Here is a 25,332-nt window from a genome sequence, read left to right on the forward strand (position 1 = left end):
AACGATCCTGAAAAGTGTTCAATAACACTTTTCAGGATCGTTTTTTATTTACACTAGAATGCCCGGAGGCGTGAGGCCAATCCAGCTCAAGAAACTCGCTCCTATAGCCACATACGACTCTCTCCGACCCCCATTCTTTTGTTCATATCTATCTTCTTCATTACATAAACATGTTTCTAAGAGGATTGTGAGATTTTCAGATCACAAGAAACAAATCCTCACGTCTAGTCATACGCTTACTTCATATGCTTTTGAAACAAGTAAGTTTACGACCGTTGTTCCTCACAGGCGACCCGAAAAAGTGAACAGGAACGACAGATTGGTGTGTAAACGTCAGGGGGATTTGAAGCAATTCATAAAATCTTTTCTACCAACGGGGGTCGTGTGAATGATATTAATCACTGAAAGGAGTGCAGGCTTACATGGCTAATCAAAAGCAAGGCGGTTATTATGGTTCAGGTCAAGGGGGGCAAGGCTCGTATGGAGGCTACCCTATGCAAGGGATGCAAGGAGGACAGCCGATGATGTACCCCTATTACCAAAATCAGATGGGTATGGGACAAATGCCTCAACAGCCAGGCGGGCAAAGTGGTCAGCAGCTCCCCCCTTCACAAAATGGTGGGAACTTGCCACTTGAAGAGGAATCCTATATCGAGAACATTCTACGATTAAATAAAGGCAAGCAAGCAACCGTATATATGACTTTTGAGAACAATGACAACTGGAACGCCAAAATCTTTAAAGGAATCATAGAAGCAGCTGGGCGCGACCATATCATTATAAGTGATCCAGAAACCGGCATGCGATACTTACTGCTAATGGTCTATCTTGACTACATTACATTCCCGGAAGAAATCAACTACGCCTACCCATTCGGCGGAAATTCGAGTAACAGACCAAGGTAAAAAGCGAAGGTGGAATATAGCCCTGACCCTATTAGCAACGTTGCACGAATTCGTCTCGTTTAGGACATTGCACACAAAAACGGCTGACCCTGCATAGGGTCAGCCGCATTTTCTACTAAACGAAAAAGGAGCGTTTACTATGAAACATCCGTCTCAAAAGTTCGCCCAGCTTCAATATTTGATGCTTGCCTTAGCCATTTTTATAGGCATCATTTCTCTTATGAAAGATGGGTGGTCCATTTTAACCTTGTTGATGTTTTACACGCTTGCCTTTAGTTTTGTATTTGAAGGAATGGCCCATTTCGCTCAAAGAAATACAGCCGTATTCATTGAGCAAGCTTTACGGGCAGCCATCATTTTACTATTCTCAACAATCCTCTATTTTTAAATGTAGCGGATAACAGCGTAACCAAGAATGACCCAGCCGACTAAGAAGGCAACGCCTCCGAATGGTGTAATCATGGCGAATAATTTAATGGAGGATACACTATAAATGTACAAACTACCGGAAAACAATAGAATCCCTATAAAGAAAGCCCATCCAGCAGAAGCAATATTTCCGGTAACTTTGGTAAATAAGAGACCAACGACTAACAATGCCATCGTATGGAACATTTGATAGTTAACTGCCTTCTCCCATGTCTTAATCATTTTCTCCGAAATCCGACCCTCAAGGCCATGAGCTCCAAAGGCCCCTAGCGCTACTGCAAGAAATCCGTTAATGACACCTAAAAGTAAAAAAACTTTCATGTTCCTCTCCCCCTATTTCCTATTAAAAATCAAATAACGAGCTCCCGTTCGCCTCTTCATGATCTATTTCTGGTTCTGGTTTCGGCGCAGCCTTTGGTGACTCCACCGTTCTTTGTGGTTGTACGTATGGTTGCGGGGGTGCTTGTGTGTAAGAAGCAGTCCCTTGTTCATCTAATATTAAATCACTAAGCAGCTTAACCGCTCGAACATGTTCTTTAACTTTCTCTGGATTTCGTTGTCCAAGGCTTGCTTCCTGAACCTCTTTCATCATTTTCTGTAAAATTTGATCATATGAAACGGACATACCGTTGCCTCCTTGCACGTTCTATTTCTAGTTATTATGTGCTTGTTTCTCTCAAAAAGTATAACACGGATTCCTTTTATTCTCTCTACCTGTCACAAATTCTCCAACGTACCTCTAATAAAATCTAGGCTCGAAACTCAGAGAATGTTTCCGTTAATGATAGTGTGGTGTAAGGTGGGCCTGGAAACCACTCGCTTTCCTGTGGGGAGCTGGTGAGCCTCCTCAGCCGGCACGCCGGCTTCCGGGGTCTCACCTAGGCTCTTCTGCCCACGGGAGTCTCGCAGTTTCCCATAGCCGTCAAGCTAATGGATGACTCTCTCAATAGAAGCATCATTATAAGATCTTGTTCAAAAATTTTACAGTTTTATTTATGAATATAAATCCTGCGTCAATAACCTAAAAAAACTGGTCATAAAGCTACTTGTACGGGATACCTAAAACATCAAACGGACTTACGTGGCTTTTCCTGTGATCTTTCTTCCCATGCTTCCTGGCGTTTTCATATAGAATTTCTAAGATAGTTATCAGATTTTCTTTGCCCGTTTGAACGGCTGTAATCAGGTGAGGAAGTGCTTCTTTAGCCAAATCAATACATTTGTATTCACTAGCCTCTAGTTGATAATCTCTATACAGATATAACCGACATTGAAACGCCAACATAGACGAAAGAAGAATTTCGATTAACGTTCCATATAAGTGGCATTCAAAACGCTCTTGCTTCATCTTCCGGACCTCATCCACCTCAAATAATGACTTCCATGTTTTAAATAAGATTTCAATTTGCCATCTCAGGGTATACAAAGGATAGAGGTCTTGAGCCTCTAAATTTTCTTGTGTTATATTGGTCACAAGAATTTGGATATTGTTTCTTTCTTGGGCAGAAAGGGTCTGGTGGCCTTTCTGCCTTTTTAATTTCAGAGCCCTGTCCCGGCTTTTACGCTGGTCCGCGGTAAGTTTTTGCGCCACTACGCGCGCCATAACAGAACTGCGCTTATCACCACCGACTTTTATGAAGCCATAATCCACGATTTCCCCCGGCTCTTCATCTTTTAAGTCTTCTTCAGGCTTAATTTGAGTCCATCCTTCATTTGGATTCCCTGTCCAAAACTTGGTTTGACTTGGTACTCGAGTAATTAAAGAAGCTTCACTCTTGAAAATTTCATTAATAATACTTGCCGAATAAAACCCTAAATCCCTTAAAATTAAATCTCCCAATCTCTCCGATTTAATAAGTTCACGAGCCGCGTCTTTATCGCTTCTGGTTTCTGGATCAACTGAATGGTACAAGAATTTTCCTTCGAGATACTCATATTCCAACTGCACTTTTACACCATTGCCTTGAATTCCGGGATAATCTTCATAGTCTTTTGGAAGACGGAAAGATGTCGCATCCATAATTCGAATACGCGAGAATAAGGCATGCTTTTCGATAAGAGATGGAATGCCTTCTTGTTGATCAGATAGCTGGTGGTACATCTTTTTTAAGAAAGAAACGGCTTTTGCGTTAAACCGTTCATTCAGCGCTTGTTTGGAAATGGACGTTTTGAATTGATAGCCAATCGCACTACATAAGTTCGGTAAACTATTCTTTCCGATTGAGTTTTTAAGAAGCGTACAAAGAACTAAAAAGGCCTCGGGTTTTAGCTTTCCTGTACGTTGCTGAAAACCGGTTTCTTGGGCTACTCCCTTAACGAATTCTGGATTGAAAGTATTAAATATGACTTTAGCCATGGTTTTAATCTGTTTGTTAAGCATCATAAAATCATCCTTCCATAGAAATTTCTTCATGGAAGGATAACGTTTAGATGAGGGATTACGAAATCGTTCAGCTTAGCTTGACGGCTATGCGCAGTTTCCAGGCCCACCTTTGCCATATTAGGATGAACGGAAACACGTCATATAAGGGGAAACAAGATTACTTGATGTGATCGCAGGGCCGTTAACCTATATAACGCCAGGGCTTGCTCCAGGACTGCTAGACTGCTGGGAGAAAGCGCGTTGTACCCGGGCAAGCCCAAGCACTATAAACGTAACGGACCCTCATGATGAGATATTTTGTCATATTTCCGGGGAAATACGGGAGTGTTGGCATGAGAGGTCGAATTTATTTTTTGAATCGATCGCTCTTCTATGAGCTAGTGTTCTACCTCCCTAAGTCACAACCCCTCCCCACAAAAAAGAAACCGCTCGGCTTCGAACGGTTCCTCCATTTCTTACGTTTTCACTAACCTTACTAATTCGATGCCTTCTTCTGTCATGACAGAGTCACCTTCATAGTGAAATCCATATTTCTCATATAATTCAATGGCGGGGGTGTTACTTCTCCCAGTCATGACCTCTAATGGTAGTGGCACTTCTTCAAGTAAATGTTCAAGCAATCTAGAAGCGATTCCTTGTTGCAAATAATCAGGATGGACTGCTAGCCTGGCTAGGACATTCACTTCACGTAATTCTTCACAGCCGATAACTCCTAAGAGTCTATTCTCTTCTCGATAACCGAAAAACATCTCATTCGTATTCTCGATTTGCTCGGCTGTGTCTGCCATCGGAGGCAGCTTCTTAACTCCAAGAAGCCTCGCCTCAATGGGATAACTCCTTTTCTGCAGCTCAATAATCTCTTTCGCTACATCAGGGAGGTTGTTCTGTAAACGTTCGATCACTTCATCACCTCATTACAGGATCCCGACAGACGATAAGAAGATAATCGCAATACAAACGGGCGCTACAAATTTTACTAGAAAACGCCAAATGTGTCGAATAGGACCTGCAGAAGCCATATCTGTTGCCTCAAAAGCCTCCGCCTTTGACCAGTGCCAACCAACGAATAACGCGATGATTAAGCCACCAAGCGGCAGGAAGACATCCGAAGCCACAAACTCCATTGAGCCCATAATATCTCGATCACCGATAAGTGTAACGTCAGACCATCTCCCCATACCAAGAGACGCTGCAACTCCGAGGAGATACATAAGCGCACCAAGAACGGCACTGGAGAACGTACGTCCCCAACCAAACTTTCGCATAAAGTAAGCGACAGGAACTTCCAAGATTGAAATAGATGATGATAAAGCCGCTAAACAAAGGAGGAAGAAGAAGACAAGGCCCACAACCCCACCAAACGGCATCTGTTCAAATACACTTGGAAGCGTAATAAAGACGAGGTTCGGCCCAGATTCAGGTGATATATTAAATGCAAACACGGCCGGGAAGATCACAACGCCCGCGATAATGGCAAAGAATGTATCCATTAAACCGATTCCTACGGTTGCTGAGGGCAGCGACTCATCTTTTGACAAGTAACTTCCGTACGTCAACATTCCTCCCATACCAAGACTTAAGGAGAAGAACGCTTGACCTAACGCAGCTAAATAGACGGAAGGGTCTTCAAGAATGGACCAGTTAGGCTGGAATAAGAATTTCAAACCCTCACCAGCACCTTCTAGTGTAACGCTATAAACAGCTAGCAAGACCAACAACACCGCTAGCGTCGGCATAAAGATTTTACTAGCGCGTTCGATTCCATCCTTCACTCCTGTTAATACAACAAGAATCGTGATGGCCATAAACAAACCATGCCAAAACAATGGAGATATAGGATTCGTTATAAAAGTACCAAAGGCTGCCTCATAGCCGCCACTAGGCGCTGTAAAGAATGAAGTATTTAGATAATTCCAAAAATAATAAAGAGACCAACCCGCTACCACGCTATAAAAGCCTAGTATGAGAAACGAACAAATTAAACCCATATACCCTTGAATAAACCAAGGCTTTTTAGGTGCTAATTTTTGATAGGAACCAACCACATCACTTTGGGCCTGTCTTCCGATACTAAATTCAGACAATAGAACCGGAATCCCGATCAGCAGCACAAATGCTAAATATAATAAAAGAAAGGCACCTCCCCCATTCTCACCTGCTACATAAGAAAAGCGCCATATATTACCCAGTCCGACCGCCGATCCCATGGCAGCTAGCATAAACCCTAGTTTGGACTGCCATTTCTCTCTTGCCATAAACAAAGAACTCCCTTCACTCATTTTCTCTCTCTTTTTCTCTGAAATACGGAAAACTATATCACAAATCTCAAGGATTAGCGATATACTTTCAGACATTTCAAATCATTTACATTTTACAGACGAATATCAAAGCTCGAATTTGAAGACTGGTGCGATGAGGATTGGACAGCTTTCTTTTGAAAAGCTCTACACGGGGAGCCGGTCGTCTTCTCTACAAGAATAGAGGGGATTTCTTTCGTCTTGAACCCGTACGCTTTACACCCCCTCGGAAAAGCGGGGTTCCATGTCGTATAAAAATGCCTACACTGAAAACAGTTCACTTTGTTCTTCACCTATTTTCCCCTTTCCTGAAATCACTATACTGCCCACAACTTCTCCTTGTGATAAAATGGTGAAAATCCCAATCAGAGAGGAGAGAAGCTATGGGGCGTTGGTTTAGCAATGAAGTCCATCAGCCGTTTGAGCCACTGATGACAAGTCATATTATCATTCTTAGCCTTTTCTTCGCAGGCCTCCTAACACTCATATTGAGTTACCGTCTATTCAAACGCTCCACGCGTTACACGACATTTATTAGATGGACATTATTTACCATATTACTACTTTCAGAACTTACTTATCAGATATTTGCTATTTCAAATGATATTTGGAGCACAAGAGAATTCGTACCATTGCATTTGTGCGGAGTGGCCTCCATATTAGCTATGATTGCTCTTATAACAAGGAACAAAGCCCTCATACAATTTAATTTCTTTATAGGCATTATACCAGCGTTTCTGGCTCTTCTCACACCAGAACTACCAAATGCTTTTCCTCATTATCGCTTTCTGAAATTTTTCTCTCATCACATGGCGATCTCTTGGGCAAGCTTGTTCTTAATCCTAACATCAAATGTTACCATTACATTCCGCTCGCTATTAGGAACCTTCGGAGTGCTAAACCTGTACGCTATTGTTATATTCTTTGTTAATAGAGAGATTGGATCGAATTATCTATTCCTTTCAAGCGCCCCGACAGCGGAGACACCGTTGGACTTATTAGGATCAGGGGTTTGGTATTATATTAATTTAGAGCTACTCACTTTTTCCGTTTTTCTTCTATTATATTGTGTTTATCGCGTGACCCAATCTAGGAAGAATCCTTTTAAAGAAGCTCTTGCTGAATGAGAGAATGTATCCGTTAGCCTGATTGAGCGCAGGGTGGTCCGGGAAATCACTCGCTTTCCGCGGCGAGCTGGGGAGCCTCTTCAATCGCTACGCGCTTTCCGGGGTCTCCCCTAGATTGAAAAGTGCAGGCGTGGTGCCTAGGACCGTACGGATAAGACAGCTTTTTGAAAAAGGCGACTAGCCTTTGTAAAAAAGATGACTTATCACGCTAGGTCCTCCACGCCGGAACTAGACTGGCTCATCTGCCCACGGGAGTCTCGCAGCTTCCAGGCCCTCCTTTTCCGTTTTGAGAGACGGAAACATACTACATAAAGAAGACAAAGAGCTGCCTCATTAATCTATAGTAGAAGGACTATGTAACAAAAATGGTGTAATACCCAAATAAAACCGCCTGGGAGGAGGATCCCAGGCGGTTTTTTGATGTGTGTTTATTAACTTGTTTGCTGCTGTTTTTGTGGTGTTCTAGAAAAGACTTCTGGATATCCGTAGCTTCCGTGCTCACTCATATCAAGACCAAGAAGTTCTTCTTCTTTTGATACACGCATGCCGCCCAATGCTTTTTGAATAATTTTAAGGAAGACAAAGGAGACAACGAAGGCATATAGCCCACTAGCTCCTACACCTAAAGCCTGAACACCTAATTGTTCAAACCCTCCACCATATAATAGTCCTGCTCGACCGCCATTGGCAGCGGCAAGTTCTGGAGTGGCGAAGAAACCAGTTGAAAGAGTTCCCCAAATACCAGCTACGCCGTGTACAGATAGAGCGAAGATTGGATCGTCAATCTGCTTCTTCTCAAAGAAGGACATGCTATAGTGTACAATTACACCCGCAATAAGACCGATGACAACAGCCGCCCAAGGAGCTACAAAGGCACAAGATGCGGTAATAGCAACAAGACCAGCAAGTGCACCGTTAAGCATCGTTGTAATTTGCGCTTTCTTCGTGACGATCATTGTAATAAACATTGCAGCAACCGCCCCTGCCGCTGCAGCTAATTGAGTATTTAGTGCAACATATCCAAAGAATGCCCCATCAACCGATACCGTACTACCTGCATTGAAACCGAACCAACCGACCCATAAAAGGAGTACAGCGAGTGAAGTATAGACCTGGTTGTGACCTTCGATTTCATTCACGCTTCCGTCTTTATTGTACTTCCCACTTCGAGGCTTCAAGATCATCGTGGCTGCAAGAGCTGCCATCGCACCTGTTAGGTGAACAACGGTAGATCCTGCGAAATCCTGCTTACCGTGTTCAGATAACCAGCCTCCTCCCCAGATCCAATGCGCTACAACTGGATAAATAAAAACAGAGAATAATACAGCGAACCAAATATAAGATGATAGCTTTGCACGTTCTGCAAATCCTCCGAATGCAATCGTTAAAGCAATTCCTGCAAATGCTAGCTGGAATACGAAGAAGACTGTTTCAGCTAAATCTCCCCCGGCATCAATCGTTCCACCATAAAAGAAGTTCGATAGGCCTACAAATGCGTTGCCTTCCCCAAAGATCATTCCATATCCAACTGCCCAAAAGACCAAAGATGAAATTCCGAATGTAAAAATCGTTTTTCCAGCAATATGGCCAGCGTTTTTCATACGGGTTGAACCTGCTTCTAAAAGAATAAAACCACCAATCATTAAAATGACCAAAACAGCAGATACCATCGTCCATAAACTGTTCATCATACCTAATTCACTCACTGTAACTCCTCCTTAACATTTTATGTTAGGTTTCCTAACATTATCTTGTATATAATATTACAAGTTTTCAGATAATTGTCAACAATTTAAACAAAAAAATAAGAAACGCTCGATATAACCGCAGTTAGTTAAGCGTTTCCATTGTTGATTTTATTGGATTTGATCGGTAAGCGAAAATTTGAAAAAATAGGCGCATCCGGGTGCTCCCCTTTTACGATAAAGTCCCTAATCAGGTCTGCTGCAATGGTGCAATACATCGTCCCATTACCTCCGTAGTTTAAAGCGAAGAAGCTACGAGGGAACTCAGGTTGTGGGCCAATAATCGGAAAACCATCATGAGTACTTCCAAAAACCGCTCCCCAATAATAGTCAACATGAGTCCCTTCTAAATCAGGAAAGAGAGAAAGAAGTGACCTTAGAAGTTGATCGCGTTTCGATACGAGTTGACGCTCCCTCTTGTCTTTCGTTACATAAGCTTCGTCCAACCCACCTATTATGATGCGATTGTCTTTTGTGGTCCGGGCATATAAGTATGGCCGAGCTGTTTCCCAAATTAAACAGCGATCTTTCCAACCCGGAAAGTGAGTTACAGGTTCTGTCGCAATAGCAAAAGTGGTCTCCAATATTGCGTTCCGGTTACGCTTCATTTGCTGAGCTTCATAGCCCGTCGCATAGACAACAAACTTGGTGCGAATCGTATAATCCCCTTTCACAAGGAGTGTAACCTCTTCCTCTTCTTCATGGTGATCTACCACCTCTGTCTCTTCAAAGACTCGAAGACCTTTCTTAGCACTTGCCTCCATGAGACCTACAGTTAACTTAAAAGGATTCACTTCAGCATCACCTTTCGAATATATAGCCCCAGGTTTAGAGAAGGAAAAGGAACGTTCTAAATCTGAGCGTTCCAAATAGTCCACACAGAAACCATATTTATCTAACGTTTTGTATTCTGTTTGAAGTAAAGAGAGATCCTGCTCAGAAGAAGCATAGTATAAACTATCGCGCCTTATAAATTCTGGATCTATTGTACATTCTCGAGCTAAAGCCTCGACTTTGTCTATCCCCGCCAAGCAAAGTTGGTAGTAGCGAAGCCCATGTTCCTCTCCATAGGTTTCAATACAAGACGTCAGGGGCTTATCATTCGAAAACTGAAGGAGCCCTGTATTAGCCGATGTAGAACCATGGCCCACCTTCCGCTTCTCTACAACAATCGTATCAATACCAGCTTCAACAAGTTCCCGGGATATGATCGCACCAGAAACACCACCTCCAACTACAACCACATCACAAGTCATATTCTCGGTGATCCTTGGGTATGATTTCGCTTGTTTTAACGTATCCATCCACAATAATGACCCGGATTTTAAATTCATTTCCTTAGCCTCCAAGTTGTTATAAGAAAAATGGTAGAGCTAAATACAGAACCGCTGCTACCCCTGCCGCCATGGCCGCTGGCTTAAACTTGAACTTCGCATAGCGCACAGCGTTTAAGTTCAAAATGCCTGCTGTTGTGTTGGTATTGTCACTAAGAGGGGAAGAAAAAGCTCCGAATGTACCACTTGCAAACACGGCTCCGATTACGATTGGCAATGAACTCCCACTGACAGTAGCAATCGAAACTCCTACAGGCATTAAAATCCCCCACGTTCCCCAAGAAGAACCGATAAAATAAGACAGCGCGCATCCAATCAGGAAGACGAGCACTGCAACGAAAGAAGCCGGTATCCATTGAAGAGACTGAGAGATGGTTTGAGCGAAGTTAAGGGCTTCTGATCCTTTACTTAGCCCCCAGACCATAGCTAACAAGAGGATTACGCTCATCATCTCATTCCCACCTGTGACAAGCTCATTCATTTGCTTCCTTAGAGGATAGGACCTTATTTTCAAATAAATAATGAACCAGGCAATGGAGATTACTACGGCTAACACCATTGCATCTAACACACTGGCATTTATTAAAGCTTCAAACCCTTCAGCTCCTTCCTTTTTTACACCGAGCATGTACATGAAGAAAAATGTAAAGATAATAACACTAACTAACGGAAGGATTAGATGCCAATAGTTAGAAGGAAGGTCTTTTGATACAGATGGATGACAATCTTCCCACTGATCATCGTCCTCTTTTCCCTGTTGTTCGGAAGCTTTATTTTCTGCATCTGTAGCTTGCTTTTTGCTCTTATGAAAGAAGCTTAAGTAAAACCCAATAAGAATCATAGAAATGGCGAAGAAATTATAGGGAATACTTCTTAAGAAATACATGTACGGATCCCCTTCTATCCCGTTTTGGTCCATTGATAAACCAATAACAGAAGACATGTAGCCCACAAAAGCCGTTGCTACAGGCACAAGAACGACAAAAGGGGAGGCCGTTGTTTCAATAACAAATCCGAGTTCTTGTTTTGTCATCGGTAATTTCTTCACCATTGCCTTCATAACTGGAGCAATGGTTACGATACGAAAGCTCGGAGCACTGAACGTTCCAAGCGCCGACAACCATGTAAGGGCGAAAGCGCCTTTACGACCTGAAATTTTTTCTGTTGCCGTTTGCACAAATCCCTTAATGCCACCTGAGATTCGGACTAACCCTATCAGTCCAGAAAAAGCATAGAGAAAGATAATAATCTTTAAATTGTTCGGATCAGACAAGCCTTTAATAACAAATTCCAGCGCCTGCGTCATACCACCTAACCAATCAGGGGTAACGAGGTAGCCAGCAACGACAACCCCAAAGAATAAACTTGGGATGACTTGTTTTGTAGCAATTGCTGTTATGACTACGACAATAAAAGGAATAATTGAAAACCAGTTCATACGCTTCTCCTCATTTCTAGAATTGCTGTTCATAGCATGTGAGAAAGACGTTATTTTATGCTTGAATTCACTAGCGATCGACTGAACCACAAAAAAACCTTCAAAAACGTTAACGTCCTTGAAGGTTTATTTAAGGAATATAGTTAAAATTCTCACTATTGTTTCACGTGTAACTTTTCGACAAAATCCTTGATGTGTAAGCATTTCTTAACTTATTCTGCATATAAAAATACCCATTTATACCTTGTGTAACCATTGTTGCTAGAATAGATATGGTCCGTACACAAATGTAATAATGAATACCCAAATGACATCAACGAAGTGCCAGTAGTAGGTGAATATTTTTTGCTTTTGCCCGTAAATTGCATTGGGTATGCGTGGGTAGTGATAGCAGAGTAAGGCCATCCATCCTATTCCAAATAAAACATGGGCAGCGTGGAGGCCTACCAGGATGTAAAAGGAAGATAAGAATAGGTTTTCCGTCAGTGTGTAGCCTTCTGAAGCGTATTTATAAAATTCGTGTATTTCAAATCCCATGAAAGCCGTGGCTAAGATCAGTGTCGATATTAACCCAATCCAAACTCCTTTTTCTTTCCCCTTTTCAAATGCTTTCTCCGCGTAGTGAATGGTTGCACTGCTACTAAGGAGACATATAGATGTGATCACCACCGTTCGAAGTTCAAATGTTTCACTTGGAGTCGGGTTTATAGCAGAGGGTGTGAACAGAAAGTAGGTAGCAAACAATGTAGCAAACATAATGAGTTCACCGATTAAATATAGGGCAAACCCTAACTGTTTGTCACCGAATCGATCACTCTTATATGTTGTCATGATCCTCCCCCTCTCTCGCCATTTTGGTGTGTTCATCTGTTAATGTGCGAAGTGCAAAAAATGCTAGCACCATAATACCTAATACGATTTGGAGCCACGTTACGTGATAGATGAATGACAATGAGAATAGCATGATCAGACCAGAGAAGCCCACAGGTTGCCAGGATGTAACATCAATTGGGGCTGATCTGGATGTGTTTGCGACCGGTAGCTTGCCACCTCGGTTTCGCTTCGCTTCCCAGAGCGGATCGATTGTTGTCACCTGTGGCATTGGGTCAAACGGATGCTCTGGAGCAGGAGATGGTACACTCCACTCAAGCGTCCGTCCATTCCAAGGGTCATTTCCGCATCTGTCCGGATTTTTAAAGCTTTTATAGATATTCCAGACGAAGAACAAGGTACCAATCCCCATCATAAAAGCTCCAATTGTACTAATGAAATTAAAGATAAAGATATTGTCTTCAGCTGTATACGTATACACTCTTCGAGGCATTCCATTCAGTCCGGCAAAATGCTGTGGGAAGAAGGTGATATGAAAGCCAATTAAGAATAACCAGAAATGAGCTTTTCCCAGTCCGTCCTTCAACTTAAATCCAAACATTTTTGGGAACCAATAATAAATTCCAGCAAAAGCTCCAAGAACAGTACCCCCAACCATGGTGTAATGAAAATGAGCTACGACAAAGTAAGTATCATGAAACTGAAAGTCTGCTGCAGCCACCGCTAGCATAACCCCAGTGACACCACCTATGACGAACGTAGGTATGAAACCGGCCGCAAAGAGCATGGGTGTCCCTAAATGAATAACACCTTTTCGCATTGTAAAGAGCCAGTTAAAGATCTTGATGCCTGTAGGCACAGCAATGAGCATTGTTGTAATCGCAAAAACGGTATTCACTACCGGACCAAGCCCCACCGTGAACATATGGTGCACCCATACCATGAAACCAAGTAACCCGATGATGACGATTGCGACAACCATAGACGTATAGCCAAACACTCGCTTCTTTGAGAATGTAGAAATAACATCAGAGAATATTCCAAATGCGGGTATAACGATGATATATACCTCCGGATGACCAAAAATCCAGAATAAATGTTGCCAATATATCGGCGAACCTGCCTCTCCTGAGAAAAAGGAGGTGCCAAATAATCGGTCAAACATTAAGATATAAAGCGCAATTGTTAGTACTGGGAAAGCAATAAGAATTAGAAATGCTGTTACAAGAGTCGACCATGCGAATAGGGGCATTCGGGTCATCTTCATGCCTGGTGCACGGTGACGGACAATCGTCACAATCATATTGATTGCAGCTAAAATCGTCCCAACCCCTGACACCTGTAAGCCGAATATGTAGTAATCATTCCCCGCTTCTGGTGTGAATTCAGCAGTAGATAAAGGGGCATAGGCTGTCCAACCAGCGTTTGGCGAAGCTGTCATGAAGAAGCTCATGTTAACTAGGATCGCCCCAGCCAGAAACAGCCAAAAACTTAGCGCATTCATATAAGGAAAGGCCATATCCTGGGCTCCAATTTGGAGAGGAACAGCTACGTTCATGAGTCCAATCAAAAGAGGCATCGCTACAAAAAAGATCATGATCGTTCCATGAGTAGTGAATGCCTCATTGAATTTATCCCCTTGAAACACCCAGAAATCATTTTCAGGCACAGCCAGTTGTGTACGGATAATCAATGCTTCTATTCCTGCTCTTAAGAAGAAAAGCGTCGCCGAAAGCAAATAAAGTACACCGATCTTTCGGTGGTGAGTGGTTGTCACATAATCTTTAATCACAGACCATTTATTCGCTCGATTTACTAAATATAACACTCCTAAACCGGTGCCTATGAGTGCTATATACGCTAATAAAACGTCCGTCGCTATAAAGAACGTCCGATTGAAAAGCTCAAATGTCATCTAACCCACCCTTTACTCAATTTTCTCCTTCATTTCCTGTAACCACTGTTCGTACTCTGATTCTTCCATAACGGTTGTCGTAAACCTCATCTTCGTATGTTCACGTCCACAAAACTCCGCACATTTCCCTTGATAAGTTCCGGTTTCTTCAGGAGTTACAATCATTCGCCTTGTCTTCCCTGGTATGAGATCCTTCTTCCCTCCAAGCTTTGGTATCCAAAAGGAATGAATAATATCTTCTGAGCGCAGGGTAAACTCTACAGGTCGGTCTACAGGCAAACGAAGATTATTTACTGTTTCTACTCCATTTTGATAGGAGAAGGTCCAACTAAACTGTTGGCCTGTCACTTCAATTTGGACTGCATTAGCTGGCGTGGACTCTACTTGAGCTGACTGCTCAAAGGTTATGGATACTGTCGGAACAGCCAAAATAGCTAACAAAATAAAAGGGATGACGGTCCATGTAATTTCGAGCCACGGACTCCCCTTTTCGTCAGCAGGTATGTAATCTTTGTTTTGATCATTTTCACGGTATTTCGATAAAAACCAAACAAACAGTATGATAACGATTGCAAATACAATCATCATTAGAGCAAAACTAAACTGGATAAGAAAAGATTGATCACGCGCTGTTTCACTCTTAGGATCCAACACTCTTAAATTGCACCCTGTTAAAAAGATGAATAATGAAGCCACTAGCCATTTGATTTTCTTCATAGATTCCCCTCACTTTTAGAACAGATGGTGATTTCTTACTCTATAACCCTCTCCTTACTCAATCAAACTAAAGATTACATAAATGTATAAAACTTCCTGAAATTTAAAAGGCATCATAGATTTACTTCTTTTCCTTTAATGATTATAATGATTTTTAGAAAATGGAACTTAAATGGAGGATTGAAGTACTATGACTCAATCAAATTACTACTCTTTCTTTCAAGCACAATTGCAAGCTCACTCATCTTCAGTTGCTTCCGATATTCTACATTTACTAGAAAAACATTACCCAAAAGAATATGGCGGATTAGAAGATAAGGAACATGAAGAACTGATCACTTTTTTAAACAAACTCGTTAACATGATTGGAGAGAACATCGTTGAGAAGGGGGATTCTATTCAACGTGCGACAGATCTCGGGGAAAGGATCGGTGAAAAGGTCAGCCAACGTGATGGTGTCTTATCTGACTATATCTCGAAGCTAAGCCTATACAAAGAGGCCATCTGGACTTTTGTAGAGAACCAGACGCGTGGGAGAAACGAATCTTTCAAACAGCTAATGGAGATTGTGAATCGCATTGATTTGTTATTTAATTACATTGTGCATGGATTTACACTGGCTTTTTCTAAGGCCGAACAACGAAAAGTAAATGATTATGAAGAAAAATATTTGAAGTTATCGACCCCTATTGTGCCGATTATGGATCATGTGGCCATATTACCTATCATTGGAGAAATCGATGAGAAGCGCGCCAATGTGATCATTGAGGAAACATTAAGGGAGTCGAATGAGCTTGATATTGATTGGCTTGTTATTGACTTGTCAGGAGTTTACAAAGTGGATGACCTTTTCATGAGTCACTTAGAAAAATTACTCACTTCTCTTGAGATCTTGGGTCTTAAGCCGATCTTAACCGGCATGCGTCCGGACTTGAGCATGCGGGCCGTTCAAATGGGGCTTGTATCTAAAACAAAAGAAGATGTTACTACAAAGGCTACGTTAAAACAAGCCGTGTCTATGCTTTACAATCAAACTACAAAACTTTCTTAAAACATAAACAACCATCCCTTTTGACTCCGATGTCTTAATGGGATGGTTGTATTCATGTATTAAACCATTTAACTAAACCCTAGCTCTTTCATAATTCGATATACTTTCTTGTGATTGACCTTGTGGCCTCTGTTTTCTAGCTCTTTTTGAATACGTCGATATCCATAACAGCCTTCATATTCATAGTAAATAGAAGAGGTGAGCTCTTTTAACTCAAAGTCAGGATCAGGCTCATTCATCTTCGACCTTGTATAATAATACGTGCTACGTGACAACCCCGCCACCTTTATTAAGCGATTTATTGGAAACTGATATTCGCAATTTAGCTCATGAACAACTTGTGCTCTTTCTCTTTTCGATAAGATTGAGTTATCTGAACCCATACTTCTAATTTTCTGTAAGTATGCTCCCTCTATATCTGCATCAATCTCCTGAGGCGTTTTATTAAGTTTTTCATTTTTTGGTGCCACCATCATACCTTCTTTCAACTATTTTTAATTACATAATAGTTTATCTAAAAAACTTTATTTTTTAAAAGTGTACCTATCTAATAAACTACAAAAAGCCCAACCAAAATTGGATGAGCTTTTTGTCTTCATACCATAATCCTTCAGTTAAAGTTTCTTTATTCTTCACCTGTATCAGTTGATGATTCATGCAGTTGCTCTAACTTCTGTACACGTTCCTCAAGTGCATGGTATTCTTCTTTCGTCACGAAGCCAAGATCACGAATTTGCTCACGAAAGTAGGCTTCTGTTTGAGCATTCCACTTTTCGTTTTGTGCTTCACCTTTTTCACGAAATTCACGAATGGCTTCTTTAGCTTCTGTTGGACTCATTTGCCCTTTTTCCACCATCTCGTTATACACTTTTTCCACTTTCTCTTTTCCATTTAAAGCGGCACCAATCCCGATTAAAAACCCTTTGCGTAGTAAATCACTCACCCTTATTCCTCCTATCTTTTGTCGTAATCTTAATGGTTCTAAAATGGACACTTGCTACTAATATAAAGGCAGCAAGGCCCGTTGCTCCTGTTATAAAACCGATATACATGTACAGGGATGCAAGGTTCTCTAAGCTATATAAAGCAAACCCTCCTCCACCTATAAACAAGAAGAAGGATAGGAACGCATAAAAGAAGTAGTAATGATGAAACATCTGCCTCTGTTGCTTCCTTTCTTCAAAAGCTCGTTGCCTTGGTGCATCTGTTAAGTATTCGTTTAAGCTTTTTGGTAAGGAAAGAAGGGGCTTGGCTGTATCTTTTATTACTTCCTTATACAGGCTTGCGTCTGATTCTCCACCAGACACCCACTGCTTAATAACAGGTTTTCCCCACTTCATTAAATCGATATCCGGATATACTGTCGTTAAAACTCCAATCACGATGGATGCTGCTCTACCGAGAAACGCGTAGTCTGCTGGCATTTGTATAGGTTGTTCTTTCACAAACTCTTGGAGGTCCTTCATAATTTGATTTAACGCTTCCTGATCAAATTTCTCAAAGTCACCCTGCAAATACATATCAGCTGTTTCTTTTAAGAGTCGTTTCACCTTCTGACGATTTGCATATGGGAGTAAGAAATCCATATCTTCTAAGGCACCGATGACCTTATCGTAATCATCCATGATAAACCCTTGTATAATCATCCGAATGTAACTAGCATCTTCTTTACTAATTTCACCAACCATACCGAAATCAATCATAACAATGGTGCCATCAGAACGTACCATTAAGTTTCCTGAGTGAGGGTCCGCATGAAACATGCCATCAGAGACGAGTTGCTCGACAAACAAATCAAATACTCGCTTCGCCAAATCTTCACGCTTTAAATTGTTTTCCTGTATGAATGATTCGTCTGTAATCTTTACTCCTTCAATCCATTCCATCACAAGAACACGTCTGGTTGATAGATCTTCATGATAATCAGGGACATAAACTCCTTTAAATCCAGAGAAACGCTTTTTAAAGTATAGGGAATGCTTTAATTCTTCGGTGAAATCGAGCTCTTTCCCCATAACGTATACGAGTTCACGGTATAATGCGCCAAGATCCGCTTTCTTTCCAATGGAGGTTAAGCGGCCGAGTAACCAGAATACGATCCGAAGTGCCTTAAAGTCGGTATGGAAGATCTTCTCCACACGGTATCGTTGGATCTTCACAGCCACATCCTGACCATTATGGAGCTTACCTTTATAAACTTCACCAATGGAAGCTGATGCTACGGGTTCATCTCCGATTTCCTGGAGGTGCTTGGAAACGTCCCCTCCCCATTCTCGCTCCAATATTGCTTTCGATTTTTCAAACGGAACGGGCTCAACCCTGTCGACCAGCCCTTCTAATTCTTTCAAAAACACTGGAGGGAGTAGATCGGCACGTGTACTTAAGAATTGCCCAAATTTAATAAGCAACCCCTCAAGCATTAGCGCCTTCTTTCTATATTCTTTTGCTTGTTTCACCAGAAGTTCTTGCCATTTATTCCTTGTTCGTTCGTCCCAAATACGATGAAAACGTTGGAACCAAAAGATCTGCCAGAAAAATTTTATAGCCATTGCTACGATAATAGTAATTCGATAAAGTGCATTATACCTCAACTGCAACCCTTCCCCCTCTCATCTCTCTATTGTATTTGTACCCTTTTTCAGCACTCACAACCCTCATGTTTGGGGTATTGTATGTATTTTGGTATGGTGAAAAGAGACCATGGGAAGGATGTTCCCTATATGAGCCGGATCCAAAACCTAAAGAAACGTCAGGAGGTCACTATGGAAATTCAAATTCTGCAAGACGACCAGCTCACCGCTGTAAGCGAGTGGCTAGCTCAATGTAACGAACAGGACATTCACTATATTGCCTGGTTGGAATCAGAACCGAGTGCGATTGAAGAACAAATAGGAGCGTTACTCCCATTTAACGAGCCCCATGCTTGGGTCGCTTTGGAGGAAGGAAATATAAAAGGCTTTATAGGACTAGAGCCGTTTGAAGGGGAACAGGTAGGGAGATTACTCGGCCCATTCGCCTATGGAAAAGATGCCTCAAACGTGATGGAAGCGCTTTGGGAAAAGGCGCTCGTAGAATGGAAAAACATATACTCGGAGCTAAAAGTCGCTTTCTTTGAGGAAAACCAAGACGTTCTTCATTTTTGTGAATCAAATGGTTTTCATCTTTATAACCGGGAGAAAAACTTGATTCTCCCTAAACAAGCTCACCTACCCACTCCCCTTAGTGAACATGTAGTCCCTTACGAAGGGTCCTTTAATAAATTGCAGCAGTTGCACCCAGATGCAGCCTATTTCAACGCATCAGAGATGACTCATTTAATCCAAGACCCGCATTTTTCATTATGGTGCTATAAAGAAAAAGACACCGTAAAAGGGTATATCTTCTTTGAACGAATTGAAGGTATGGACGAGGGTGAAATTTGCTTTCTTCAGGTTGAAGATAGCGAACAAGGTCAAGGCATTGGTTCAGCCTTAATCCGTTATGCTTGCCATCAAGCTTTCCTAGAGCAAGGTTTATCTTTTGTAACCGTTCCTGTACGGTCTACGAACCCTCAAGCCGAGAAGTTATACAAAGAGCTTGGTTTTCAGGAACACACAACGATTGTTGCGTACACTAAAACGATTAACCAAGGATGAAAAAGATTAAATTTTCCAATTTTACAAAAAATATTTCAAAACGTCTTGATTTTGTTGCGAAATCGCTTACAATTATATTAAAATCGTTAAAAAACTAGATTTGTAGGTGACATAATGAGTACGTCTATTAAACAGGCCACAATTGAACAGTTTATGAAAGTTCGCTTACAGAATCGCAACCATGATTACTTACATCCATCCTATCTGATGGAACGCCAACTTCTTGTCGCTGTCTCACAAGGGGATCCTAACAAAGCCCATCAACTCTTACATTCCATAAACGAAGAACGAGCGATTATATCGCCGAATCCAACCCTGCGTTCCGTTAAAAATGTCCTCGTTAGTTCTTGCACCCTATTTACACGCACGATTATTCATAGTGGTGTTCAACCAGAAGATGCGTTCTTGTTGAGCGATCAGTACTTGGAACAGATTGAAAAGATTAACGATGTTGATGAACTCTTTCAGCTAGAAAGAGACATGCTGACGAAGTTTATTGAGCGCCTCAACAAAGAAGAGACTCTTCCGTACAGTAAAGTGGTTAATCAAGCCATTGCTTTTATTCATGACCACATTTTAGATGATCTTACACTCGATTCAATTGCTCAGAATAGTTTAGTTAGTCCAAGTTATTTGTCTCACTTGTTTAAGAAAGAAGTAAGCGTATCTGTCGTTCAGTACATCAATCAAAAACGAATTGAGGAATCCAAATACTTCCTTCTTCACACTACTACTCCTATTTCCGATATTGCTACCCTCTTTCAATTCTGTAACCAAAGCTACTACACCTCCTTGTTTAAGAAGTATACAAACGTCACGCCAAAAGAATTTAGAGAATCCCATTCTAAAGTGGGGCACGAAACCGCTTTATCTTAAAAGAAGTATGTATGTGAATAGGGCCCGGCAGCCAATGCTCCGGGTCCTTTTTCAGTACTAAAGTCAGGACTCACCTAAGATGCGCCCTTCTATAAAACACTCTTTTACACGTTATGGTTCGTGTTAGAAGAGGTAGAGTGTAAAATGAACACAAGAGAACTAGCAGGGAGTGAACGTAATGAATCCATTAATTCAGCAATCACTAGAAGCCATTGGAGACACGTCTTCTATTCAAGAAACAACATCAATATCTGGCGGTGACATTAACCAGGCCTTTTATGTTCGCACAAAAGAAGAAGAATACTTCGTAAAAACAAACAAAGACGTTCCTGAACATTTCTTTCGCGTAGAAGCAAAGGGGCTTTCGTTCATTCGTGATACGAAAGCAATCCGTGTACCAGAGGTGTATTACTATGGTGAACCAGCAGGAAATGAGCAAGTTGCGCTCGTGATGGAGTGGCTAAAAGGGGAACCAACTGGTGATACGGAAGAGCGGTTAGGACGCGGGATCGCCAACATGCATAAAACTTACGGAGAGAAGTTCGGCTTTGAAGAAGATACTTTTATTGGGGCTCTACCACAACCAAATCGCCTTGTAGGGGACTGGACAACATACTACCACGACTATCGCCTTGTTCCTCAATTTAATATAGCTGCAGAAAGAGGACAGTTGCCACTAGAAAGAAAGCAACGGTTAAAAAAGCTAATGGAACGCTTGCCTCAGTGGCTCACCCATGAAGTGAAACCTTCTTTACTGCACGGAGATCTATGGGGCGGAAACTGGATGGCTGGGCCAAATGGAGAACCTTGTTTAATCGACCCTTCTGTTTTTTACGGTGACCATGCCTTTGAATTAGCGTTTACTGAAGTATTTGGAGGTTATTCAGAAGCATTCTACCGAGCGTATCAGGAAGAAATGCCTTTGTCTGAGAATTATGAGGATATCAAGCCTCTCTATCAGTTGTACTACTTGCTCGCTCATTTGAACTTGTTCGGTGAGGCCTATGCCGGTAGCGTGGATCGTATCTTGAAGCGTTATGTGGGGTAATTATCCATATAAGGCCGCTTATATGGAAGACTCGAAGCTGAGAAAGTTTCCGTTAATTTTAGTTGAGTCTAAGGTGGGCCTGGAAACCACTCGCTTTCCTGTGGGGAGCTGGTGAGCCTCCTCAACCGGCAAAGCCGGTCTCCGGGGTCTCACCTAGACTCTTCTGCCCACGGGAGTCTCGCAGTTTCCAGGCCCACCTTTTCCAAGTATGAGTAAACGGAAACGCGTTATATGTGAGGTTCAAGGGGCTTGAAAATATCTATAATAATATAAGTACGTGGTCCGTTTATCCAATTAACGTCAGGACTTGCTGGGGAACGACGAGACTCCCGCGGGGAAAGGAGCATAGGGGAGACCCCGGAAAGCGCGTAGCGATTGAGGAGGCTTCCCAGCTCCCCGCAGGAAAGCGAGTTGTTCCCCAGCAAGTCCTAGCCCCTATACTGTAACGGGCCAACCATAAGCGCATCACCTTCGAACTTTGATTAGCCCAAAAAGCGCAGCTGGGATAGCTAGCTGCGCTTTTTTATTTGGATGGGATATATTTGGCTTCTTTTTGTAAGGAAGAGAGAAAGGCGTGGAGGTCTTTGGAGAGTTTTCTCGCTTCTTCATGGGAAATTTTATGGAAGTTGATCTTTCCACCTGGTGGAAGCTGGGCGATTTTCCATAGGTCAGCTCGAATGATATTACCGATGGTGACATAGCCTCCTGTTGTTTGACTGTCAGCCATTAAGATGACAGGAGTTCCACTTGAAGGAACTTGTACGGTTCCGAATGTGACTGCCTCGGAGATAATGTCTCCTGTATCTTGAAAGGTCATTGCTTCTCCGTCTAGTTGAATGCCCATACGGTCTCCTGCAGAGACTGTATACGTTGTGTTAAAGAACGCTTCTATACTTTCTTTTTTTATATAGGATTCGTGTTGGCTTACAACCATCCGTACATCAATGTCTTTATCGTAGGATGGGCGCTTGTCGTGACTCAGACCTATCTTTTTACGATCGATTTGGTTTGAATGGCTATATAGTTGGTCCCCTGATTGAATATGACGCCCCATTTGCCCTCGTTCATAAACCGATTGACTTCCTAAGATTGAATCAGAATCTAATCCTCCTTGAACCGCTATGTAAGCTCTGATTCCTTCTACAGGTCCTTTAAATGTAAGGGTGTCTCCTTTTCTCCAAATAAATGTGGACCACAGAGGAGCTCTTCGTCCGTTCAACTTTGCATCTAAGTCTGCTCCTGTTATGGCAACAAGATGATCATGAGATGCTTGGAGGGTTGTGCCTCCCATGGTCACTTCCAAGCAAGCAGCTCCCAAATCGTTTCCGACTAATCCATTCCCAATTTGAAGGGCAACCTTATCCATCGCCCCTGATATCGGTACACCGTAATGTTGATACCCAAAGCGTCCCAGGTCCTGAATGCTTGTTAAAATCCCTGCTTTTTCTATTGAACATAATAGGTAGGACACGTTTAGGATCCCCCCACTTTTTGTACGCTAACATTGTGATGTTCTAACACGCTTTTAATGTGTTCTGCATGATGATAAGCTGAATCTCCATCTCCATGAAAACAAATCGTTTGGGCCTCTAACGGAATTTGCTTTCCATCAAGAGATGTTGTGCAGCCGTTTTGAACAATGGAGAGGACTTGTTTCTCGATTTCCTCTAAACTCGAGATCACAGATCCTTCCATTGAGCGCGGGGCAAGGTATCCCTCTGATGTATAGGCCCGATCGGCGAATGCTTCTTGAGCCACCTTCAGCCCCATGTCTTGGCCTGCTCGTACGAGTTCACTATTACTAAGACCATATAGGATGAGACTCGAATCAAAATCCCGCACAGCCTTTGCGATTGAGCTTGCCATCTCATAATCTTTGGCTGCCATGTTGTATAAAGCGCCATGCGGTTTCACATTCTGAAGTTCCACATTTTTCACTTTGCACACTCCAGCGATCGCACCCAGTTGATACGTAATCAAATTATAAATCTCTTTCGTACTCATATTAAATTCACGGCGACCAAAACCAAATAGATCAGGAAAGCCCGGATGCGCGCCAACAGCTACTCCTTCTGACTTAGCTCTTTCGATTGTATCTGCTATAACATTGTAATCACCTGCGTGGAATCCACAAGCCACGTTTGCGGACGTGATTACTTTCATTAATTGCTCATCTTCCCCTACTTGAAAGGCGCCGTAACTTTCTCCAAGGTCTGCATTAATATCTAGTTGCGTCATTATTACGCCTCCTTGTCTACGATTTCAATGGTGTAAGATCCATTCTTAATCCGTTGCTTAATTTCTTCATATTCCTTATGTTGAACAGGGCGAAAACGAATATAGTCACCCATTTCAATCAAAAAGGGCTCTTCTCTAGTAAAGTCAACAATTGGGATTGGCGTTTGACCAATAATATTCCAACCACCTGGAGCCCCAATAGGATAGACCCCTGTCTGGCTTCCCGCAATGCCTACAGACCCAGCTTCAACCCGACCACGAGGCTTCTCTAGACGAGGAGTAGCAATACGCTCATCCATCCCTCCAAGGTAAGGAAAACCAGGCAAAAAGCCAATCATATACGTGAGGTAATCTCTCGAAGAATGAAGGTTAATGACATCTTCTTGTGAAAAGTTATTGGCTGAAGCGACTTTTGGCAAGTCCTCTCCTACCTCTCCGCCGTAATATACAGGGAGGGTGACTACTCTTGAAGAGGGTGTTTCATCCCTTGCATCTGCAGAAGCCCATATGCTCTCTAGTTTCTCTTTCATTTGATTGAAAGAAGTTAGTGTCTCATTAAAATAAACCGTCAATACTGTATAACTTGGTACAATATCTGTGATGGATTCTACTGTATGCCGCTTAACAGATTGGTAAAGCTTGAGAATTCGTTCATGTATTTCTTGTGAAATATGATTTGGAAAAACGATCTTAATCCCGTTTTCTCCAAACGGTACGTACTGTATATCTCTCATTATTATCACCTGCTATTCTATACTCTCGATACATGTTCTAACACCTTGAAGCAAATCACGATGGGACCAACTCGGGATCCGTTTATGCTTGATAGCTAATTCGTGAGAAGCAGGTATATGAATAAATCCTGCCTGGGTATTCAAATTGTGAGATTGTATATAAAACAAGGCTTGATACATGACATTATTACACAAATATGTACCTGCTGTATTTGATATATCAGCCGGTAGTTCTTGTTGTGTTAATCGGTCTACCATTTTACGAATAGGCAAAGTAGAGAAGATTGCATCAGGGCCATTCTTTTCGATCCACTCATCACGTGGTGTTCTTCCTGAATTATCAGCATCCCCATCATTACAGTTAATAGCGATACGTTCTGGTGTGATCTTGTATCGACCACCTGCTAGACCAAGAGAAATTACGGCATCTGGTTCAACTTCCTGAATATGATGAACAAGTTGTTCTCCAGATTGATTAAACTCTACCGTTAAAATCTTCCCCACTATTTGATATCCATTGATTTCTTGCCCGTCAAGCTCCTCGACGATCTTCATCGTTGGATTAACCGGAAAGTCTAAAAACGGTTCAAAACCGGTTAAAAGAAGTTTCTTCATCGCTGTCATTCCTC

At 42.0% G+C, this 25,332-nt stretch carries 25 protein-coding genes; 7 read left to right on the plus strand and 18 right to left on the minus strand.

Annotated elements, in window-relative coordinates; translation table 11 throughout:
• Window positions 1–422: 422 nt before the first annotated feature.
• Both gerQ and N780_RS03440 read left to right on the plus strand, forming a co-directional pair.
• Window positions 423–905, plus strand: coding sequence for a spore coat protein GerQ (gerQ, locus tag N780_RS03435; RefSeq protein WP_084599303.1), 483 nt, complete (start codon window positions 423–425; stop codon window positions 903–905).
• Between the two features lie 139 nt (window positions 906–1,044).
• Complete coding sequence (locus N780_RS03440; protein WP_036780115.1) at window positions 1,045–1,293, plus strand: hypothetical protein; 249 nt, start codon at window positions 1,045–1,047, stop codon at window positions 1,291–1,293.
• Here the strand turns inward: N780_RS03440 and N780_RS03445 are convergent.
• From N780_RS03445 to N780_RS03465, 5 genes are all read right to left on the minus strand, one after another.
• A complete protein-coding gene (locus N780_RS03445) occupies window positions 1,290–1,655 on the minus strand; it encodes a DUF423 domain-containing protein (RefSeq protein WP_036780117.1) in 366 nt (121 codons plus the stop codon). The two genes, N780_RS03440 and N780_RS03445, sit on opposite strands and share 4 nt — an antisense overlap.
• A 22-nt stretch (window positions 1,656–1,677) precedes the next feature.
• A complete protein-coding gene (locus tag N780_RS03450) occupies window positions 1,678–1,959 on the minus strand; it encodes a YwdI family protein (RefSeq protein ID WP_036780121.1) in 282 nt (93 codons plus the stop codon).
• Between the two features lie 417 nt (window positions 1,960–2,376).
• The gene (locus N780_RS03455) at window positions 2,377–3,717 is read right to left on the minus strand and encodes an IS4 family transposase (protein ID WP_084599305.1); all 1,341 of its coding nucleotides are present in this window, start codon (window positions 3,715–3,717) and stop codon (window positions 2,377–2,379) included.
• A gap of 455 nt (window positions 3,718–4,172) precedes the next feature.
• Complete coding sequence (locus N780_RS03460) at window positions 4,173–4,619, minus strand: GNAT family N-acetyltransferase (protein ID WP_036780126.1); 447 nt, start codon at window positions 4,617–4,619, stop codon at window positions 4,173–4,175.
• Window positions 4,620–4,631: 12 nt separating this feature from the next.
• Window positions 4,632–5,972, minus strand: a complete 1,341-nt coding sequence (locus N780_RS03465; protein ID WP_036780716.1) for a sodium-dependent transporter — start codon at window positions 5,970–5,972, stop codon at window positions 4,632–4,634.
• Between the two features lie 425 nt (window positions 5,973–6,397).
• Here N780_RS03465 and N780_RS03470 point away from each other — a divergent pair, with 425 nt between their 5' ends.
• A complete protein-coding gene (locus N780_RS03470; protein ID WP_036780128.1) occupies window positions 6,398–7,141 on the plus strand; it encodes a YwaF family protein in 744 nt (247 codons plus the stop codon).
• Between the two features lie 431 nt (window positions 7,142–7,572).
• On the opposite strand, the gene N780_RS03475 is transcribed toward N780_RS03470, so the two are convergent.
• The 6 genes from N780_RS03475 to coxB all read right to left on the minus strand — a co-directional run bounded on the left by N780_RS03475 (window position 7,573) and on the right by coxB (window position 15,121).
• A complete protein-coding gene (locus N780_RS03475; protein ID WP_232299483.1) occupies window positions 7,573–8,847 on the minus strand; it encodes an ammonium transporter in 1,275 nt (424 codons plus the stop codon).
• Window positions 8,848–8,975: 128 nt separating this feature from the next.
• A complete protein-coding gene (locus N780_RS03480; RefSeq protein ID WP_052114864.1) occupies window positions 8,976–10,220 on the minus strand; it encodes an NAD(P)/FAD-dependent oxidoreductase in 1,245 nt (414 codons plus the stop codon).
• A gap of 19 nt (window positions 10,221–10,239) precedes the next feature.
• Window positions 10,240–11,658: a Na+/H+ antiporter NhaC family protein gene (locus N780_RS03485; RefSeq protein ID WP_036780130.1), complete on the minus strand. Its 1,419-nt coding sequence runs from the start codon at window positions 11,656–11,658 to the stop codon at window positions 10,240–10,242.
• Window positions 11,659–11,919: 261 nt separating this feature from the next.
• Complete coding sequence (locus tag N780_RS03490) at window positions 11,920–12,489, minus strand: cytochrome c oxidase subunit 3 (protein WP_052114865.1); 570 nt, start codon at window positions 12,487–12,489, stop codon at window positions 11,920–11,922.
• Window positions 12,476–14,404: a cytochrome c oxidase subunit I gene (gene ctaD / locus N780_RS03495; RefSeq protein ID WP_084599309.1), complete on the minus strand. Its 1,929-nt coding sequence runs from the start codon at window positions 14,402–14,404 to the stop codon at window positions 12,476–12,478. The genes N780_RS03490 and ctaD overlap by 14 nt, the downstream gene beginning before the upstream one ends.
• Before the next feature lie 12 nt (window positions 14,405–14,416).
• Window positions 14,417–15,121 (minus strand): cytochrome c oxidase subunit II, encoded by a 705-nt coding sequence (gene coxB / locus N780_RS03500; protein ID WP_052114866.1) that lies wholly within the window; start codon window positions 15,119–15,121, stop codon window positions 14,417–14,419.
• A gap of 190 nt (window positions 15,122–15,311) precedes the next feature.
• On the opposite strand from coxB, the gene N780_RS03505 reads away from it, so the two are divergent.
• Window positions 15,312–16,172, plus strand: a complete 861-nt coding sequence (locus N780_RS03505; protein ID WP_036780135.1) for an STAS domain-containing protein — start codon at window positions 15,312–15,314, stop codon at window positions 16,170–16,172.
• A gap of 68 nt (window positions 16,173–16,240) precedes the next feature.
• Here N780_RS03505 and N780_RS03510 read toward each other — a convergent pair whose 3' ends face one another.
• The 3 genes from N780_RS03510 to N780_RS03520 form a co-directional block, all read right to left on the minus strand.
• Window positions 16,241–16,642 carry an IS3 family transposase gene (locus N780_RS03510; RefSeq protein WP_036780138.1) on the minus strand — a complete coding sequence of 134 codons (402 nt, stop codon included), beginning with the start codon at window positions 16,640–16,642 and terminating at the stop codon, window positions 16,241–16,243.
• A gap of 155 nt (window positions 16,643–16,797) precedes the next feature.
• Window positions 16,798–17,115, minus strand: coding sequence for a phasin family protein (locus N780_RS03515; protein WP_036780141.1), 318 nt, complete (start codon window positions 17,113–17,115; stop codon window positions 16,798–16,800).
• On the minus strand, window positions 17,108–18,763 hold the full coding sequence (locus tag N780_RS03520; protein ID WP_036780724.1) for an ABC1 kinase family protein: 1,656 nt from the start codon (window positions 18,761–18,763) through the stop codon (window positions 17,108–17,110). The genes N780_RS03515 and N780_RS03520 overlap by 8 nt, the downstream gene beginning before the upstream one ends.
• 171 nt (window positions 18,764–18,934) lie before the next feature.
• On the opposite strand from N780_RS03520, the gene N780_RS03525 reads away from it, so the two are divergent.
• The 3 genes from N780_RS03525 (at window position 18,935) to N780_RS03535 (ending at window position 21,731) form a co-directional block, all read left to right on the plus strand.
• On the plus strand, window positions 18,935–19,807 hold the full coding sequence (locus N780_RS03525) for a GNAT family N-acetyltransferase (RefSeq protein ID WP_036780142.1): 873 nt from the start codon (window positions 18,935–18,937) through the stop codon (window positions 19,805–19,807).
• A gap of 114 nt (window positions 19,808–19,921) precedes the next feature.
• Window positions 19,922–20,683: an AraC family transcriptional regulator gene (locus N780_RS03530; protein ID WP_052114867.1), complete on the plus strand. Its 762-nt coding sequence runs from the start codon at window positions 19,922–19,924 to the stop codon at window positions 20,681–20,683.
• Window positions 20,684–20,861: 178 nt separating this feature from the next.
• On the plus strand, window positions 20,862–21,731 hold the full coding sequence (locus N780_RS03535) for a fructosamine kinase family protein (RefSeq protein ID WP_036780144.1): 870 nt from the start codon (window positions 20,862–20,864) through the stop codon (window positions 21,729–21,731).
• 523 nt (window positions 21,732–22,254) lie between these two features.
• Here the strand turns inward: N780_RS03535 and N780_RS03540 are convergent.
• Genes N780_RS03540 through pcp form a run of 4 tightly spaced genes read right to left on the minus strand, consistent with a single transcriptional unit; the run spans window position 22,255 to window position 25,318 of the window.
• Complete coding sequence (locus N780_RS03540) at window positions 22,255–23,202, minus strand: 5-oxoprolinase subunit C family protein (RefSeq protein ID WP_052114868.1); 948 nt, start codon at window positions 23,200–23,202, stop codon at window positions 22,255–22,257.
• Between the two features lie 2 nt (window positions 23,203–23,204).
• The gene (locus tag N780_RS03545; protein WP_036780147.1) at window positions 23,205–23,969 is read right to left on the minus strand and encodes a LamB/YcsF family protein; all 765 of its coding nucleotides are present in this window, start codon (window positions 23,967–23,969) and stop codon (window positions 23,205–23,207) included.
• A 2-nt stretch (window positions 23,970–23,971) separates the two neighbouring features.
• Entirely contained in the window at window positions 23,972–24,703 is a 732-nt protein-coding gene (pxpB, locus tag N780_RS03550; RefSeq protein WP_036780150.1) for a 5-oxoprolinase subunit PxpB, read from the minus strand.
• A 12-nt stretch (window positions 24,704–24,715) separates the two neighbouring features.
• Window positions 24,716–25,318: a pyroglutamyl-peptidase I gene (pcp, locus tag N780_RS03555; protein WP_036780152.1), complete on the minus strand. Its 603-nt coding sequence runs from the start codon at window positions 25,316–25,318 to the stop codon at window positions 24,716–24,718.
• Window positions 25,319–25,332: the final 14 nt, after the last annotated feature.

It is taken from the genome of Pontibacillus chungwhensis BH030062 (assembly GCF_000770675.1).
GTDB lineage: Bacteria > Bacillota > Bacilli > Bacillales > BH030062 > Pontibacillus > Pontibacillus chungwhensis.

Excerpts from the sequence above, each read along its gene's own strand:
- N780_RS03440 (WP_036780115.1), top strand. The coding sequence starts at position 1,045 with ATGAAACATCCGTCTCAAAAGTTCGCCCAGCTTCAATATTTGATGCTT.
- ctaD (WP_084599309.1), bottom strand. The coding sequence starts at position 14,404 with ATGACATTTGAGCTTTTCAATCGGACGTTCTTTATAGCGACGGACGTT.
- gerQ (WP_084599303.1), top strand. The coding sequence starts at position 423 with ATGGCTAATCAAAAGCAAGGCGGTTATTATGGTTCAGGTCAAGGGGGG.
- N780_RS03470 (WP_036780128.1), top strand. The coding sequence starts at position 6,398 with ATGGGGCGTTGGTTTAGCAATGAAGTCCATCAGCCGTTTGAGCCACTG.
- pcp (WP_036780152.1), bottom strand. The coding sequence starts at position 25,318 with ATGAAGAAACTTCTTTTAACCGGTTTTGAACCGTTTTTAGACTTTCCG.
- coxB (WP_052114866.1), bottom strand. The coding sequence starts at position 15,121 with ATGAAGAAAATCAAATGGCTAGTGGCTTCATTATTCATCTTTTTAACA.
- N780_RS03525 (WP_036780142.1), top strand. The coding sequence starts at position 18,935 with ATGGAAATTCAAATTCTGCAAGACGACCAGCTCACCGCTGTAAGCGAG.
- N780_RS03490 (WP_052114865.1), bottom strand. The coding sequence starts at position 12,489 with ATGACAACATATAAGAGTGATCGATTCGGTGACAAACAGTTAGGGTTT.
- N780_RS03480 (WP_052114864.1), bottom strand. The coding sequence starts at position 10,220 with ATGAATTTAAAATCCGGGTCATTATTGTGGATGGATACGTTAAAACAA.
- N780_RS03505 (WP_036780135.1), top strand. The coding sequence starts at position 15,312 with ATGACTCAATCAAATTACTACTCTTTCTTTCAAGCACAATTGCAAGCT.
- N780_RS03450 (WP_036780121.1), bottom strand. The coding sequence starts at position 1,959 with ATGTCCGTTTCATATGATCAAATTTTACAGAAAATGATGAAAGAGGTT.
- N780_RS03545 (WP_036780147.1), bottom strand. The coding sequence starts at position 23,969 with ATGACGCAACTAGATATTAATGCAGACCTTGGAGAAAGTTACGGCGCC.
- N780_RS03445 (WP_036780117.1), bottom strand. The coding sequence starts at position 1,655 with ATGAAAGTTTTTTTACTTTTAGGTGTCATTAACGGATTTCTTGCAGTA.
- N780_RS03465 (WP_036780716.1), bottom strand. The coding sequence starts at position 5,972 with ATGGCAAGAGAGAAATGGCAGTCCAAACTAGGGTTTATGCTAGCTGCC.
- N780_RS03485 (WP_036780130.1), bottom strand. The coding sequence starts at position 11,658 with ATGAACTGGTTTTCAATTATTCCTTTTATTGTCGTAGTCATAACAGCA.
- N780_RS03530 (WP_052114867.1), top strand. The coding sequence starts at position 19,922 with ATGAGTACGTCTATTAAACAGGCCACAATTGAACAGTTTATGAAAGTT.
- pxpB (WP_036780150.1), bottom strand. The coding sequence starts at position 24,703 with ATGAGAGATATACAGTACGTACCGTTTGGAGAAAACGGGATTAAGATC.
- N780_RS03535 (WP_036780144.1), top strand. The coding sequence starts at position 20,862 with ATGAATCCATTAATTCAGCAATCACTAGAAGCCATTGGAGACACGTCT.
- N780_RS03455 (WP_084599305.1), bottom strand. The coding sequence starts at position 3,717 with ATGATGCTTAACAAACAGATTAAAACCATGGCTAAAGTCATATTTAAT.